Source organism: Paraburkholderia sp. RHO2 (genome assembly GCF_050955445.1).
Lineage (GTDB): Bacteria > Actinomycetota > Actinomycetes > Mycobacteriales > Mycobacteriaceae > Prescottella > Prescottella agglutinans_A.
Genome location: NZ_CP162617.1, coordinates 4,019,943 through 4,035,582, shown reverse-complemented (window position 1 = coordinate 4,035,582; position 15,640 = coordinate 4,019,943). Strand labels below are relative to the sequence as shown.

Annotated in this window: 14 protein-coding genes; 10 read left to right on the top strand and 4 right to left on the bottom strand. The window is 70.7% G+C overall.

All coding sequences use genetic code 11. The features are described 5' to 3' along the window. The first annotated feature begins 25 nt into the window (after positions 1-25). Positions 26-1,597: a glutamine-hydrolyzing GMP synthase gene (gene guaA, locus ABTV10_RS18830; protein WP_433606417.1), complete on the top strand. Its 1,572-nt coding sequence runs from the start codon at positions 26-28 to the stop codon at positions 1,595-1,597. A 65-nt stretch (positions 1,598-1,662) separates the two neighbouring features. On the opposite strand, the gene ABTV10_RS18825 is transcribed toward guaA, so the two are convergent. Both ABTV10_RS18825 and ABTV10_RS18820 read right to left on the bottom strand, forming a co-directional pair. Next, positions 1,663-1,914 carry a hypothetical protein gene (locus ABTV10_RS18825; RefSeq protein ID WP_499029332.1) on the bottom strand — a complete coding sequence of 84 codons (252 nt, stop codon included), beginning with the start codon at positions 1,912-1,914 and terminating at the stop codon, positions 1,663-1,665. After that, the gene (locus tag ABTV10_RS18820) at positions 1,907-3,208 is read right to left on the bottom strand and encodes a PspC domain-containing protein (RefSeq protein ID WP_499029330.1); all 1,302 of its coding nucleotides are present in this window, start codon (positions 3,206-3,208) and stop codon (positions 1,907-1,909) included. The genes ABTV10_RS18825 and ABTV10_RS18820 overlap by 8 nt, the downstream gene beginning before the upstream one ends. Positions 3,209-3,348: 140 nt before the next feature. On the opposite strand from ABTV10_RS18820, the gene ABTV10_RS18815 reads away from it, so the two are divergent. Then, on the top strand, positions 3,349-4,683 hold the full coding sequence (locus ABTV10_RS18815) for a PspC domain-containing protein (RefSeq protein ID WP_499029328.1): 1,335 nt from the start codon (positions 3,349-3,351) through the stop codon (positions 4,681-4,683). A gap of 10 nt (positions 4,684-4,693) precedes the next feature. After that, on the top strand, positions 4,694-5,368 hold the full coding sequence (locus ABTV10_RS18810) for a response regulator (protein ID WP_499029325.1): 675 nt from the start codon (positions 4,694-4,696) through the stop codon (positions 5,366-5,368). A 15-nt stretch (positions 5,369-5,383) separates the two neighbouring features. Here the strand turns inward: ABTV10_RS18810 and ABTV10_RS18805 are convergent, their stop codons facing one another. Beyond that, complete coding sequence (locus tag ABTV10_RS18805) at positions 5,384-6,619, bottom strand: serine/threonine-protein kinase (protein ID WP_499029323.1); 1,236 nt, start codon at positions 6,617-6,619, stop codon at positions 5,384-5,386. 174 nt (positions 6,620-6,793) lie between these two features. Between ABTV10_RS18805 and imuA' the strand changes: the two genes are divergently transcribed. From imuA' to ABTV10_RS18770, 7 genes are read left to right on the top strand one after another with little or no spacing between them, the layout of a single operon-like run. Further along, a complete protein-coding gene (imuA', locus tag ABTV10_RS18800; RefSeq protein ID WP_499029321.1) occupies positions 6,794-7,564 on the top strand; it encodes a DnaE2-dependent mutagenesis accessory factor ImuA' in 771 nt (256 codons plus the stop codon). Beyond that, the gene (locus ABTV10_RS18795) at positions 7,561-9,117 is read left to right on the top strand and encodes a DNA polymerase Y family protein (RefSeq protein ID WP_499029319.1); all 1,557 of its coding nucleotides are present in this window, start codon (positions 7,561-7,563) and stop codon (positions 9,115-9,117) included. Before imuA' ends, ABTV10_RS18795 begins: the two co-directional genes overlap by 4 nt. Positions 9,118-9,157: 40 nt before the next feature. Further along, on the top strand, positions 9,158-11,299 hold the full coding sequence (locus tag ABTV10_RS18790; protein ID WP_499029317.1) for a heavy metal translocating P-type ATPase: 2,142 nt from the start codon (positions 9,158-9,160) through the stop codon (positions 11,297-11,299). 2 nt (positions 11,300-11,301) lie between these two features. After that, positions 11,302-12,069, top strand: a complete 768-nt coding sequence (locus ABTV10_RS18785) for an alpha/beta fold hydrolase (RefSeq protein ID WP_499029315.1) — start codon at positions 11,302-11,304, stop codon at positions 12,067-12,069. Positions 12,070-12,098: 29 nt separating this feature from the next. Then, positions 12,099-12,611, top strand: a complete 513-nt coding sequence (locus ABTV10_RS18780) for a hypothetical protein (protein WP_499029312.1) — start codon at positions 12,099-12,101, stop codon at positions 12,609-12,611. A gap of 1 nt (position 12,612) precedes the next feature. Continuing rightward, on the top strand, positions 12,613-13,191 hold the full coding sequence (locus ABTV10_RS18775; RefSeq protein WP_499029310.1) for a YdeI/OmpD-associated family protein: 579 nt from the start codon (positions 12,613-12,615) through the stop codon (positions 13,189-13,191). A gap of 21 nt (positions 13,192-13,212) precedes the next feature. Next, positions 13,213-14,130 (top strand): ferredoxin family protein, encoded by a 918-nt coding sequence (locus ABTV10_RS18770; protein ID WP_499029308.1) that lies wholly within the window; start codon positions 13,213-13,215, stop codon positions 14,128-14,130. A 22-nt stretch (positions 14,131-14,152) separates the two neighbouring features. Here the strand turns inward: ABTV10_RS18770 and ABTV10_RS18765 are convergent, their stop codons facing one another. Further along, positions 14,153-15,598 carry a trimethylamine monooxygenase gene (locus ABTV10_RS18765; RefSeq protein WP_499029306.1) on the bottom strand — a complete coding sequence of 482 codons (1,446 nt, stop codon included), beginning with the start codon at positions 15,596-15,598 and terminating at the stop codon, positions 14,153-14,155. Positions 15,599-15,640: the final 42 nt, after the last annotated feature.

Genomic DNA, 15,640 nt, shown 5'->3' with positions numbered 1-15,640 from the left:
GAGCTGGGCATATTAGACTGTGCAGGTGTCAGAAACCCAGCAGGACAGGCCGGTTCTCGTCGTCGACTTCGGAGCCCAGTACGCGCAGCTGATCGCTCGCCGCGTGCGTGAGGCGAAGGTCTACTCGGAAGTGGTGCCGCATACGGCCACCGTCGAGGAGATCGCGGCGAAGAAGCCGCTCGCGGTCGTCCTGTCCGGTGGCCCGTCGAGTGTGTACGAGGAGGGCGCGCCGCAGCTCGACGCCGCGCTCTTCGACCTGGGCGTTCCGGTCTTCGGTATCTGCTACGGCTTCCAGGCGATGGCCAAGGCGCTCGGCGGCACCGTCGCGCACACCGGCGGACGCGAGTACGGCCGCACCGAGATGACCGTCACGGGCGGCGTCCTGCACGACGGCCTGCCCGCGACGCAGCCGGTGTGGATGAGCCACGGCGACGGCGTCACGGCCGCGCCCGAGGGCTTCGAGGTCACCGCGTCGAGCGCCGGCGCGCCGGTCGCCGCGTTCGAGGACCGCGCCCGCAAGCTCGCCGGGGTCCAGTACCACCCCGAGGTGCTGCACTCGCCGCACGGCCAGCAGGTGCTCAGCCGCTTCCTGCACGAGATCGCCGAGATTCCCGGCGCGTGGACGGCCGCGAACATCGCCGACGCGCTCGTCGAGCAGGTCCGTGAGCAGGTCGGCGACGGCAAGGCCATCTGCGGTCTGTCCGGTGGCGTCGACTCCGCCGTCGCGGCGGCGCTGGTGCAGCGTGCGATCGGTGACCGCCTCACGTGTGTGTTCGTCGATCACGGCCTGATGCGTGCCGGTGAGCGTCAGCAGGTCGAGAAGGACTTCGTCGCCGCGACCGGCGCCCGCCTGGTGACGGTCGACGCGTCCGAGACGTTCCTGCGTGAGCTGGCCGGAGTGTCCGAGCCGGAGACCAAGCGCAAGATCATCGGCCGCGAGTTCATCCGCAGCTTCGAGGGTGCGGTGTCCGAGGTGCTCGGCGAGAGCGCTGCACACGGCGAGACCGTCGACTTCCTCGTCCAGGGCACCCTGTACCCGGACGTCGTCGAGTCCGGTGGCGGCACCGGCACCGCGAACATCAAGAGCCACCACAACGTCGGTGGCCTGCCCGAGGACCTGCAGTTCAAGCTGGTCGAGCCGCTGCGCCTGCTGTTCAAGGACGAGGTGCGTGCCGTCGGCCGCGAGCTGGGTCTGCCCGAGGAGATCGTCGGACGTCAGCCGTTCCCGGGTCCGGGTCTGGGTATCCGCATCATCGGCGAGGTCACGCAGGAGCGTCTCGAGATCCTGCGTCACGCGGATTCCATAGCGCGCGAGGAACTCACCGCCGCCGGCCTGGACGGCCAGATCTGGCAGTGCCCCGTCGTGCTGCTCGCGGACGTCCGCAGCGTCGGCGTCCAGGGCGACGGCCGCACGTACGGTCACCCGATCGTGCTGCGCCCGGTCTCGAGCGAGGACGCGATGACCGCCGACTGGACCCGCCTGCCCTACGAGGTGCTCGAGCGCATCTCCACGCGCATCACCAACGAGGTCGCGGACGTCAACCGCGTCGTGCTCGACGTCACCAGCAAGCCGCCGGGAACGATCGAGTGGGAGTGATCCCCACCTGAACGCACGACAGCGCCCCGGCCACCACACAGGCCGGGGCGCTGTCGTTCGTGCGGCTAGCGCCGCCGTCCGGGGGAGAACACCAGGACCGCGCCGACGGCCACGGCCACGATCACGAACAGCCAGTGGAACTCGACGTTCGCGAGGGGTTCGAGCGAGAAGGGGCCGATCAGGGCCCATGCGCTGACGAGCAGTGCGGCCAGGCCGGCGAGCAGCAACCCGACCGCCGGGCGGCGGGACGGCTTCGCGGTGGACTGTTCGTCGGTGCCGTCGGCACCGGTGTCAGGGATATCGGCGAAATCAGCCACGGTCGACCCTCACCTCTCCGAGCTTGTTGTCGATCTTCACTGTCAGGACCGGTCCGGCGGTGCCGTCGGCGCCGCCGTCGACGTAGCCCTCTCCGATGCACCTCTTGTCGCCGACGGTCACCGAGCATTCGGACTGGACGTTCATGTTCTGCGGCACGATCACCGTGTAGTTGCCGAGCTTGCCCTCGATCCGAACCTCGCGGTTCGTCGTCAGGTCGAGGTGCGTGAGGTCGAGGGTGAAGTCGCCGGCGGTGCCCTCGTAGACGGGCGCGAGTTCGGCCAGCGACGTCGGGGTCCACACGTGGTCGCCGACCTTGGTCTCGTCCCAGTGCAGCGGTCCGACGATCGATGCGAGGACGACGAACCCGAGGAGCGGGAACGCGACCACGAGCAACCCGTACCCGCGACGCAGGAACGAGCCGAGGACCAGTCCGACGCCGATCACCGCGAGCGAGATCGCGCCGATCCGGCCGGGGGACAACCAGTCCGGGCCGACCACGGCCGACAGCGCCGCTGCGGCTGCCGCCGCCAGGACCGCGAGACCGAGGACCACGGACGTGAACCGTGTGCGTTGCCGGGGCAGTTCCGCGGGCAGTGCGGGCGGGCTCGCCGGTTCGGGCAGGTCCCACGCGAACGGTGCGACGCCCAGCGGATCCCAGGCGGGCGGCGTCGGATCGTTCGCGGCCGGGCGGTCGTCGCCGCCCGTCTCCTGCCGAGGGGCGGGAATGGGTTCGGTGGGTTCATAGTGGTCGGGCAGTCGCGTGTAGGGGCCGTACATGGGCGGCGTGTACGCGGCGGCCTGAGTGGTCTGGAACGCGGTGACCGGGTAGCCGACCGTCGGCTGCGCGACGTTCGGCGGTAGCGCCGGGGGCACCGGCTCCCGCTGGTACAGCAGCCACAGGCCACCGAGCATCAGCGCGAAGCTCAGGAGCACCGAGCCCCCCATGCCGAACCCGATCGGCCCGATCGTGCTCAGCGCGATGGCGAGGGCGACGATCAGCACCACCGTCTTGGTGCCGGACTGGGAGCTGCGGCCCCGCCCCAGCAGCGATTCGGCGGGCGACACCTGGTCGCCGGGCTTGCTGAGCAGCAGCCAGCCCGCGAGGTACAGGATGATGCCGGCCCCGCCGAAGAGCGTGGACACGACGAACGCGACCCGTACCAGCACAGGGTCGACGCGGTATCGGTGGCCGATCCCGGCCGCGACACCGGCGATGTGTCCCTGCTGCGGCAGCCGTATCGGGCGGGTCCGCCAGAGGTCGTGAAGCTGATCCGAGAAGCTCCCAGTCGTCATGGATCAATCCTGGCGTGGACGGTGCCGTTCGTACCATCGGGAACTACCCTGATCTTTCCCTGAACCGCAGGCCCCAGGGCCGGCGATCTCAGGGTCGGGCCCTGATGTCACGCCGACGCAACCGTGCCAGGATCGGGACTGTGCACCCTCTGGTCGACCCGAACGAGCCCGTGAATCCGGCGGTGAGCCCCGCGCTGTCGGCGGTTCCTGCTCCCGTCGTGGACGAAGCCCTCTACCCGAAGCTGCAGCGCCGCGTCGGGGGTCGGATCGTCGGCGGTGTCGCCGGCGGGATCGCCGATCATCTGGGCGTCGACGTGTTCAAGGTGCGGGTCGCGTTCACCCTGCTCGCGTCGCTGGCGGGCGCAGGCATCATGGCCTACGGACTGCTCTGGATCTTCACGCCGCCCGGCACCGACACCGAGCGGCCGAGTGCCGCCGAGCGGCGTCGGGCCATGGGCCTCGCCGTCATCGGCCTCGCCGTCGCCGCGAGCCTGAGTTGGCTGATCAACGGCACCGCCGCATCCGTGGTCACCCCGTTCATCGTGGTCGCGGTGGGTGCCGCACTGGTGTGGCGCGAGTTCGACACCGACGGCTCCCGTTCGGTCCTCGGACTGCCGCACCGTCCGACCGTACTCACGTGGGCCCGCGTGCTCGGCGGTGTCACGCTCATCGTCACTGGCCTCGGTGTGGTGATCCTCGCGCAGGTCGACATCGAGGCACTGCGGTCGTCGCTGCTGGCCGTCGTCGTGACGCTGGTGGGCGCGGGCCTGCTCACGGTGCCGCTGTGGCTCAAGCTGTGGCGGGCGCTCGGCGAGGAGCGCGCCGCGCGCATCCGCAACGAGGAACGCGAGGAGATCGCCTCGCACCTGCACGACTCCGTCCTCCAGACGCTCGCGTTGATCCAGAAGCAGGCGGATTCCCCGCACGAGGTGGCGCGGCTGGCGCGCGGTCAGGAGCGCGAGCTGCGCCGGTGGCTGTTCGGCGGCGGGGAGACGGCGCACACGAGCCTGGCGGAGGCGTTGCAGACGATCGCCGGTGAGGTCGAGGACCAGCACGGTGTCACGGTGCGCCCGGTCACGGTCGGCGATGTCGCACTCGCCGTGGAGGGCAAGGAGGGCCCCGGGCTGTCGCGGGAGTGCTTCACCGCGTTGCTCGGCGCCACCCGGGAATCTCTCGTCAACGCCGCCAAGCACTCGGGGGTGTCGAGCATCGACCTGTACGCCGAGACCGAACGCGACCAGGTGAGCATCTTCGTGCGCGACCGCGGCGTCGGGTTCGATCCCGATGCGGTGCCCGAGGACCGACAGGGGCTGGCGAAGTCGATCCGCGCCCGCATCGAGCGCCGCGGCGGTCGCGTCGAGGTCCGGTCGACTCCGGGAAAGGGCACCGAGGTGCGGATCCACATGCCGCGTCCCGTCTGCGCCGACGACTCGGCTCCGGAGGAGGCCGCGAGCGAGCCGGAGTCGATGTCCTAATCTGGGGGCCGTGACGCCCCTCGACTCCACAGCCTCCGCTTCCGACAAGTTCCGTGTCTTCCTCGTGGACGATCACGCGGTGTTCCGGGCGGGGGTGCGCGCGGAACTCGGCCGGGAGTCCGACATGGAGGTCGTCGGTGAGGCCGGCGGCGTCGCCGAGGCAATCGCCGGCATCAACGCGCTGCGCCCGCAGGTGGTGCTGCTCGACGTCCACATGCCCGACGGCGGTGGCGTCGCGGTGCTGAACGGGATCGACTCGGGCCCGGTGTGTCTGGCGCTCAGCGTGTCCGACGCCGCAGAGGACGTGATCGCGGTCATCCGGGCCGGCGCCCGCGGATACGTGACGAAGACGATCTCCGGTGCCGAACTCGCGGACGGGGTGCGCCGGGTGGCCGGCGGCGACGCGGTGTTCAGCCCGCGCCTCGCGGGATTCGTGCTGGACTCGTTCACCGGACGGTCGAGTGTGCCGGAGCCGCCGCTGGATCCGGAGCTGGACTCGCTCACCCCGCGGGAACTCGAGGTGCTGCGCCTGCTCGCCCGCGGCTACACCTACCGGGAGATCGCGGAGGAGTTGGTGATCTCGGTGAAGACCGTCGAGACCCACGCCTCGAACGTGCTGCGAAAGACGCAGCAGTCCAATCGGAATGCGCTCACGCGGTGGGCGCACCGGCGGCGGATCGACTGAGGCGGCCGGCGCGGATCAGAGTGCCAGCGACACGATCAGCGCCACGACGAGCGCCAGCACGATGATGCCGACCATGACCGCCATGGCGAGCGGTGCGGCCGCGACGATCCTGCCGCGCAGGTCGGTCGGGGCCTGCGGTCCGGTCAGTCCCTCGGTGAGCTGCCGCAGCCAGGCCCGCCCGGCGGGGCGCGGAACCGAGCCGAGCGGGGTGTTCGGTTGCACCGCAGGAAGATCCGTCGCCGTTGTGGAACCGAGGCGGCGACGGGGAATTGCCGCCGGCGCCGAGCGGTGGGCCCAGTGCGGGACGGTGCCGTCGGCGGTCTTGACGGGCTCGCCCATCAGCAGGGCGGCGTGCCCGGCTCCGGCGGTGTCGGATCCGAGCGCGACGGCGGCGAGCGCGTCCCGCGCCTGCGCCATCGTGGGGCGGCGGGTCGGATCGGGTTCGAGCATGTGCAGCAGCGTGTCGGTGAGCGGCCCACTGAGGCTGGGTCGGTAGATCTCCGCCTTCGCGACCCGGTGCAGCAGCGCGATCGGGTCGCTGTCGAGTCCGAACGGCGGCTGCCCCTCGACCACCGTGTACAGCGTGGCGCCGAGGGAGAAGACGTCGCTGGCCTCGGTGGGGTCGTCGCCGCGGGCCACCTCGGGGGCGAAGTAGGCGGGCGTGCCGGTGATGACGCCGGCCTTGCCGCTGGGCGCGTCGCCCTTCGCGCGCGCGATCCCGAAGTCGCTGATCTTGACGATGCCGAGCGCGTCACCGCGGTCGGCGACGAGGATGTTGCCCGGCTTGATGTCGCGGTGCAGAATCCCGGCGGCGTGCGCGTCGGTGAGGGCGGCAGCGATCTGCGCGCCGATCTGTGCGACCTCGCGCGGGGGCAGGGTATCGACGAGGTTCATCGCCTCGGCCAGGCTGCGGGACGGCAGGTACTCCATCACGAGCCACGGCTCGTCGGACTCGACGGCGACGTCGTACATCGCGATCGCGTGCTCGTGGGACAACTGCGCGGCGTTGCGTCCCTCACGCAGCGCGCGCTGCCGGACCTCACGGGCCGCGGCGTCGTCCATGCCGGTGGTGGAGGTGACCTGTTTCACGGCGACCTCGCGGTCGAGGAGCGTGTCGTGCGCGAGCCACACCGCGCCCATGCCGCCCCCACCGAGCTTGGAGCGCAGCCGGTACCTGCCTGCCATCAGGTAGTCCGGCCCGACGACCGCTCTGCTTCGTCGGTCGGATCGGGTGCGTTCCTGCTCAGTCACGCATTCGAGGTTAGTGGATCGGCGGGATTCGGCTTGACGAGCTGACCCTGGGAGAGCTTTACTGGAAGTGTTCGAAAGAATGTTCGAACGTGTGCGTCCGCGTCTTCCCCGCGCGCCGAACCACTTCGGGACCGAAACGTCCCGAGACCAGCATGTGTGATCCGGGGAGCCGATATGACCGAACCCGCCCAGCTGTCCGCACCGTCACCGCCGGCGCTGTCCGGGCTGAGCCGTCAGCAGCGTCTGGAGTATCTGCGCCGACGGATCGCGGCGGTGCCGGCGCGGGGTGAGGCGGTTGCCCGGGGCGAGGCGGGGGCCGAGAATGTCGCGGAGCGGACGCTGCCCGTCCCCGGGCCGCTGGCCCCGCTCCTGCCGCGGGGCGGGCTGCCCCGGGGCTCCGTGGTCGCGGTCTCCGGCGCGACGTCGCTGCTGCTCGGACTGTTGGCCGCGGTGACCGAGGCGGGTGGGCATGCCGCGGTCATCGGGCATCCGAAGCTCGGGGTGCTCGCGGCCACCGAGATGGGTGCCCAGTTGCGAAGACTGGCGTTCGTGCCGGATCCCGGGCCGGACCCGGTGGAGGTCGCGGCGGTGCTGCTCGACGGCATGGATCTGGTGGTGCTGGGGCTGGGCGGGATCTCGGTTCCGCCGTCGCGGGCCCGGGCCGTGGTCGCGCGGGCGCGCAGCAAACAGTCGACGTTGGTGGTGACCGGCGGGCACTGGGGCGGTGCCGAGGTCCGGCTGGACGCCCGGGTGCGCGGCTACGACGGGGTGGGCCGCGGCGCCGACGCCGGCCGCGGTCGGTTGTGTTCGGTCCGGTTGTCGGTGCGGGCGCAGGGCCGGGCGTTCCAGCCACGGACCGCGCGCCTGGACGTGCGGTCGGGCTGCGGGCGGGTCGAGTGGGTTCCCGAAGCCGTCGCGCTGATCCCGGAGGCGGTGGCCCGATGAGTGCGCGGGTGCTGGCGGTGTGGTGTCCGGACTGGCCGGCGGTGGCGGCGGCCGCGGCGGCGGACCTGCCGGCCACGGAGTCGGTTGCGGTGCTGCATGCCAATCGGGTGGTCGCATGCTCGGCGACGGCGCGGTCGCAGGGGGTGCGGCGCGGGCTGCGGCGTCGGGAGGCGCAGGCGAGGTGCCCGGAACTGCATGTGGCGCAGTCCGATCCGGAGCGGGACGCGCGACTGTTCGAGGCTGTGGTGACCGCCGTCGACGAGGTGGCTCCGGGGGTGGAGATCCTGCGTCCGGGACTGCTGGTGCTGGCGGCGCGCGGCGCAATCCGCTACTTCGGCTCGGAGGAGGCCGCGGCTGAGAAGCTCGTCGACGCGGTGGCCGCGGCGGGGGCGGAGTGCCGGATCGGCGTCGCCGACGAACTGTCCACCGCCGTGATCGCGGCCCGATACGCGGCGCTCGTTCCCGCTGGTGAGGGAGCGCGGTTCCTGGCGCCGCTGCCGATCGCCGAACTCGCGGCCGAATCCAGCCTCGCCGCGCCGGAGCGCGGTGACCTGGTCGGTCTGCTGCGCCGGCTGGGGCTGCGGACCGTCGGGTCCTTCGCGGCGTTGTCGCCGGTGGACGTGGCGTCCAGGTTCGGCAGCGACGCGGTGCTCGCGCACCGGGCCGCCCGCGGGGAGCCGGAGCGACCGCCGTCGGCCCGTGTCGTGCCCCCGGACCTGGAGGTGGAACAGCAGTGTGATCCGCCGATCGAGCGGGTCGACGCAGCGGCCTTCGCGGGCCGGGCCATGGCCGAGCGACTGCACGCGAACCTGTCCGGTGCGGGCGTGGCGTGCACCCGGCTGCAGGTGTCGGCGAGCACCGGGAACGGCGAGCACCTGGTCCGGACGTGGCGGTGCGCCGAGCCGCTGACGCCGGAGGGCACCGCGGATCGGGTGCGGTGGCAGTTGGACGGCTGGCTCACGGGCCGCAGCGAGTCCCGGCCCACGGCCGGGATCACGGTGTTGCGCCTCGAACCGGTGGAAGTGGTCACGGCGGGGGCTCTGCAGCTGGGGCTGTGGGGCGGTGTCGGCGAGGAGGACGAGCGGGCCCGGCGGGCGTTGGTTCGGGTGCAGGGTCTGCTCGGCGGGGAGTCCGTCCGGGTGGGCGTGCTCAGCGGTGGGCGTGGCCCGATGGAGCGAATCACGTTGGTGCCCTTGGGGGACGAGCTGGTTCCGGATGCGGACCCGGCAGCGCCGTGGCCGGGTCGGCTGCCCGAACCGGCGCCGTCGACGGTGTTGCCGAACATCCCCGCGGTGACGCTGCAGGATCGTTCCGGTGGCCCGGTGTACGTCACCGAGCGGGGGGAGTTCACCGCCGCGCCTGCGAGGCTCCGGTGGGGGAGCCGGGAATGGGACGTGCAGGGTTGGGCGGGGCCGTGGCCGGTGGACGAGCGGTGGTGGGACGCCGCGGCGGCGCGGGACGCCGCCCGTGCGCAGGTGCTGCTCGCCGAGTCACGGGCGTTGCTTCTGATTTGTGAGGGAGGAAGGTGGGGAGTGGAGGGCATCTACGAATAACTCTTGCCGTATACCCATAGGGGGTATACGTTCCATGGGTATGAACCCACACGGCGAAGCACTTCACGACCACCACGTGGCGGACGCTCCCGATCACGAGGGTGAACACTCGGTCGGTCATTCCGGCCATCCCGAGCATTCGGGCCGACATTCGGGCCGACATTCGAGCCATGGAGGGCACGGCGATCACGTCGCCCAGTTCCGGCGGCTCTTCTGGATCATGCTGTTCCTGGCGATCCCGGTGGTCGGTGCGAACATGATGTTCGCCGACCTCGTCGGCTACACGCCGCCTGACAACCCTGCGGTGGAATGGATTTCGCCGCTGCTCGGCACCGCGATGTTCGTGTGGGGTGGGCGTCCGTTCCTCACCGGCGCGGTGAGCGAGATCCGGGCGCGTCAGCCCGGCATGATGCTGTTGATCTCGCTCGCGATCACGGTCGCGTTCGTCTCGTCGTGGGGGGCGAGTCTGGGGGTGCTCGGCCACGATCTCGACTTCTGGTGGGAACTGGCGCTCCTCATCGTGATCATGCTGCTCGGACACTGGATCGAGATGCGATCGCTGGGGCAGGCGTCGAGCGCGCTGGACTCCCTCGCGGCGCTGCTGCCGGATGAGGCCGAACGCATCGGCGGCGACGGCTCCGTCACCACCGTCTCGACCGTCGACCTGGTGACCGGCGACATCGTGATGGTTCGCCCCGGTGGACGTATTCCCGCCGACGGCCGGATCGTCGAGGGCGCCGGTGACCTCGACGAATCGATGATCACGGGGGAGTCGCGCACTGTGCGCCGCGAAGTCGGAGACCCGGTGGTGGCCGGTACGGTCTCGACCGACTCGGCACTGCGCGTCGAGATCACCGCGGTCGGCGACGACACCGCCCTCGCCGGGATCCAGCGGTTGGTCGCGGAGGCGCAGAACTCGTCGTCCCGCGCCCAGGTGCTGGCCGACCGGGCCGCGGCGATGCTGTTCTGGTTCGCGCTGGTCGCGGCGGTGATCACGCTGGCGGTGTGGTCGATGTTCGGTACCCCCGAGGAGGCCGTCACCCGGACCATCACGGTTCTGGTCATCGCGTGCCCGCACGCCCTGGGTCTGGCGATCCCGCTCGTCGTGTCGATCGCCACGGAGCGCGCCGCCCGCGCGGGCGTGCTGGTCACCGACCGGCGGGCCCTCGAGGCGATGCGCACCGTCGACACCGTCCTGTTCGACAAGACCGGCACCCTCACCAAGGGCGAGCCCGCTCTCGTCGCGGCCGGCGCTGTGCCCGGAGTCGACGAGGACACCCTCGTCGCGCTCGCGGCGGCGGTCGAGCGGGACAGCGAGCACCCGCTCGGACGCGCGATCGTCGCGGCGGCCGAGCAGCGCGGGCTGCGGATCCCGCAGGCCACCCGGTTCGAGGCCCGCAACGGGGTCGGCGTCACCGCCGCCGTCGACGGCGCCGAGGTCAGCGTCGGTGGACCCGGCATGCTCGGCAGTCATCGGGCCTCCGCACTGCCGGTGTCGGAGAAGTGGGCGGCGCAGGGGTCGACGGTGCTGCACGTCCTGCGCGATGGCCGGGTGATCGGCGCGCTCGGGCTGGCCGACGAGATCCGCCCCGAATCCCGCGACGCGATCGAGGCGCTGCACGCCCGCGGCGTGAAGGTCGTGATGCTGACCGGCGACGCGTACGCCGTCGCGCGGGCGGTGGGCGACGACCTCGGTATCGACGACGTGATCGCGGGCGTCCTGCCGCAGGACAAGGGGGCGAAGGTCAAGGAGTTGCAGGCGTCGGGCCGCCGGGTCGCGATGGTGGGCGACGGCGTCAACGACGCGCCCGCGCTCGCGCAGGCCGACGTCGGCATCGCGATCGGTGCGGGCACCGACGTCGCGATCGCGTCGGCCGGGGTCGTGCTGGTGAGCGACGATCCGCGCGCCGTGGTCTCGGTGATCGAGTTGTCGCACGCGACATACCGGAAGATGGTGCAGAACCTCGCCTGGGCGGCGGGCTACAACGTGATCTCGGTGCCGCTCGCGGCGGGTGTGCTGGCCCCGGTCGGCTTTGTGCTGCCGATGGAGGTGGGCGCGATCCTGATGTCGGCGTCGACCGTCGTGGTCGCGGCCAATGCGCAGTTGCTGCGCCGGTTGAACCTGACCCCGCAGCGGCTGACCCGGTCGGTTCCCGAGCGGGAGCACGACTACGCTCGGTGACCGTGCAGCCTACCGAGACGACAGTCAGCCGCAGCGGTCACACGATCGCCTACCGCGACAGTGACGGCACCGGTTCGGTTGCGGCGCATCCCGTTCCGGTGATCCTGGTGCACGGTATGGGTGGCGACAGCCGCACGTGGGATCGGTTCGCGCGGGCGGTGACGGCGCAGGGACGACGGGTGCTCGCCGTGGACCTGCGCGGGCACGGGCGCAGCGCCCGTGCGGAGTCGTACCTGTTCGGCGAGTTCGGCGACGACATCCTCGGCCTGTGCGAGGACCTCGGCTTCGACAGCGTGGACCTGGTGGGGCACTCGCTCGGTGGGCACGCGGTCTCGCTGGTCGCGCAGCAGCGGCCCACGCTGGTGCGCCGACTCGTGCTCGAGGAGGCGCCGCTGCCGCTGCGCCCCGGTGACCCGGTCCCGAACTTCGGCGGCCGGCTGCCGTCGCCGGTGGAACTGTGGCACGCCACCACCAGCATGCTGCGCAGTCCGCGCGCGGTGTGGGCATTCGACCGGTCGATGACCGCGTCGGCGCTCACCCAGTTCCACGCGCCGAATCCGCTGTGGTGGGAGCGCCTCGCCGACATCGAGGCCGAGACGCTGATCCTGCGGGGCGGCCCGACCGGCATGGTGGATCCGGTGCTGCTCGCGGCCGCGGTCGACGCGATCGGGGACTGCGAGGTGGTGTCGTTCGCGTGCGGGCACAGCATCCACCGCGACCGGTACCGCGACTTCGAATCCGCGGTGCTGCCGTTCCTGATGGCGCCCTGAATCCGCTCCCGCGTGGCATCATGCGGGACATGGGTTTCCGGGGTGGTTCACTTCGTGCAAACGGCAAACTGATCGGCTGGTCCGCTGCCTTCGTGGTGTCGCAGGCCAATATCCTGCGCCTGCTCGGGCCGGTGGGGTCGAAGTTGCTGCAGACGCAGACGGCACCGTCGGCGCGCGCCTACACCGCGGTGCTGGACGGCATGGACGCCGCCGAGACCGAGCGCTACCGCAGTCACTTCTACCCGGACTTCGTCCACCCCGTGATCTACGCGACGGCGCTGCGGGCCGGAGTTCGACGACTCGACGAACTGGCGCCGCTGTCGCCGACGACCAAGCGCGTGCTCCTGGCCGCGCCGGTGGTGGCGGCCGCGGGCGACTACATCGAGAACGTCGCGGGCCTGTACCTGCTCGACCACCGCGACCGGATCACCGACGGCGCCATCCGCGCCACGACGTCGGTCAGCACCACGAAATGGGTGCTGGGACTCGGTACCTTCGCCTACCTGGCGCGCGGCTTCATCCGGGTGTGGGCGGGGCGCTGACATGGCCGCCACGGAGTTGCCCGTCGAGTCCTTTGCCGATCAGGCCGCGTTCCGGGACTGGTTGCGCGACAACGTCTCCACGGCTCCCGGTGTGTGGGTGAAGATCGCGAAGAAGGGCTCGGCGCACACATCTGTGACCTACGCCGAGGCGGTGGAGGTGGCGCTGTGTTTCGGCTGGATCGACAGCCAGGCCCGCAGGCTGGACGACGACTTCCGAGTCCAGCGCTTCACGCCCCGCCGCGCCCGCAGTCCGTGGTCCAAGCGGAACCGGGAGGCCGTCGAGGCACTGATCGAACGCGGACTGATGGAGCCCGCGGGACTGGCCGCGGTGGAGGCGGCGAAGGCCGACGGCCGCTGGGCGCGCGCCTACGACGGCTCGAAGGATGCGCAGGTACCGGAGGACTTCGCCGCCGCGCTGGCCGCGAACCCGGCGGCGGAGGCGTTCTTCGCGACCCTCGACAGCCGCAACCGGTACGCGGCGCTGTACCGGATCCAGGACGCCAAGCGACCGGAGACGCGGGCCCGCCGGATCGCCGCGTTCGTCGAGCAACTGGCCGAGGGCCGCACGTTCCACGGCTGAGCGCCGGTACACAATGGCGGGGTGAGCGAATCGGTTCCCCAGACTGGCCCCGTCCCGTGCTCCGTGCTGTCCGCGGACGAACCCCTGCCCGGCACCGCGGCACACGTCACCGGTTGGGTCTGCGTCGAGTACCCGGGCGCGTGGGGCCGCGACGTGCTCGACGGCACGGCGCTCGGGAAGGACCTCGCGGACGAGATGTCCCGGCGCGCCGACGCGGCCGGCGTCCGGGTGATGTTCATCCGCCGGCCGGGGCGCAGCGAGTACGCCCGCGACGGGCGGACGGTGCTGCTGGCGAACTCTGATCCGGACAACTCGTGGTGCGAGCGGGTCACGATCGGGGACACCGCCGATCTGCTGGACATCGACCTGACCGTGGTGTCCGGTTCCGCCCCGGGGCTCGGTGAGCGCGTCACCGAGCCCGTCGTGCTGGTGTGCGCGCACGGCAAACGTGACCAGTGTTGCGCGGTGCTGGGCCGTCCGGTCGCGGCCGCGCTGGCCGCGGAGTTCGGTGACGCCGTGTGGGAGTGCTCGCACACGGGCGGGCACCGATTCGCGCCGTCGATGATCCTGCTGCCCAGCGGCAACACGTACGGTCGGCTCACCCCGGAACAGAGCGCGGCGGCGGTGCGGGCGGCCGCGGCGGACGAGGTGTACCTGCCGGGCCTGCGCGGCCGCAGCTACTGGGGGCCGCGCGGGCAGGCCGCGGAGGTTCTGGTCCGTCAGGACGTGGCCGCGGATGTGGACGATCTCACGGTGGACGAGGACGGTGACGAGGTCGTCGTGACGCACCGCGACGGCCGCCGGTGGCGGGTGATCACCGAGCAACGTGAGCTCGCGGCCCGGCCGGCGAGTTGCGGTGCGGCGGCCAAGCCGGTGCATCCCGTGGTCGCGGTGGACATGCGCGAACTCCCCGCCGGTGTCCCGGCGGGGAGTTCGTGATCGCTTCGCCGACCCGGGCGGATCAGCCCGAGAGTTCGGACGACCGCTCGGACCGCGTGGGGTGCGGGCGCGAGAAGCGCGGGCCGATCGGCGTCACCTTCCGCGGAGCCGCGGTATCCGCAGTTCCGAAATCGTTGTTGAGGAACGATTCCGCGGAATCGTCGAGGATATTTATCCATTCATCGTGCAGCGAGGGGGCGACGGTACCGGTCAGCGTCGAGGTGTAGCTGCAATTCCGGTAGCCCATGATGTCGCTCTTCTTATCCTTCTTCCACTGCTTGAAGAGCTCACCCTGCTTTTCGACATGAAATTCGGGGTAGTCGGTTCGATCCACCAGATCGCGAATGTAGGCGGCCTGGAAATCGATCTCCTCGACCGCCGTGACCAAGTTTTCCTCGCGTGCGCGCCACTCGTCGATATCGCGCTCGCGGGTTTCGTGGTCCGGCAATTCGATACGGCCCAGAATGACGTCGCGCACGTACCACGCCTGGGCGTCGAACATGTTGAACGTGAAGTACTGGTCCTGCATGCCGAGGAAGAACAGCTGCGAATTGGCCTGTGAGACGACGCCCTTGTAGATGTCGCGCGGGTAGAGGCGGTTGTTCGTCCTCAGGGTCAGTTCGTCGGGCAGGAACGGGAAGTGGTGGCGGTACCCGGTGCACAGGACGATCGCGTCCACCTCGCGGGTGCTCCCGTCCTGGAATCGCACGGTGTGACCGTCGATCTCGGTCAGCAGCGGCACCTCGGAGAAGCCCTCGGGCCAGTCGTGACCCATCGGGTTCGAGCGGTAGCTGAAGGTGACCTCGGCGGCGCCGTACTTGAAGCACTGCGTGCCGATGTCCTCCGCCGAGTAACTGCTGCCGACGAGCAGAAGCCGCTTACCTGTGAATTCTCGCGCGTCACGGAAGTCGTGGGCGTGCAGCACGCGCCCGGGGAAGTCCTCGATGCCGTCGAAATGTGGCACGTTCGGCGTCGAGAAATGTCCGGTCGCGACCACCACGTGGTCGAACAACTCGGTTTCGAGCACGTCGTTGCGGTGGTCGGCGACGGTCACCGCGAACTGTCCCGCCTCGCCCTCGCCGGTGGGCGGAACGTACTCCACCCACCGGACGGCGGTGTCGAAGCGGATGTACTTGCGCACGTCGTCCTGGTCGACCCGGCCCATGATGTAGTCGTGCAGCACGGCACGGGGCGGGTACGACGGAATCGGTCGGCCGAAATGTTCCTCGAAAGAATAGTCGGCGAACTCGAGGCACTCCTTGGGTCCGTTGGACCACAGGAAGCGGTACATGCTTCCGTGCACCGGTTCGCCATGTTGATCGAGCCCCGTGCGCCACGTGTAGTTCCACATGCCGCCCAGGTCGCTCTGCTTTTCGTAACAAACAATTTCGGGCATCGACCCAAGACCTGATTTCCGTGCAGACTCGAATGCCCTCAGCTGTGCGAGGCCACTCGGACCGGCTCCCAAAATCGCGATCCTTGGCGTCAAAGTTTTCTCCCTATTTTCGTT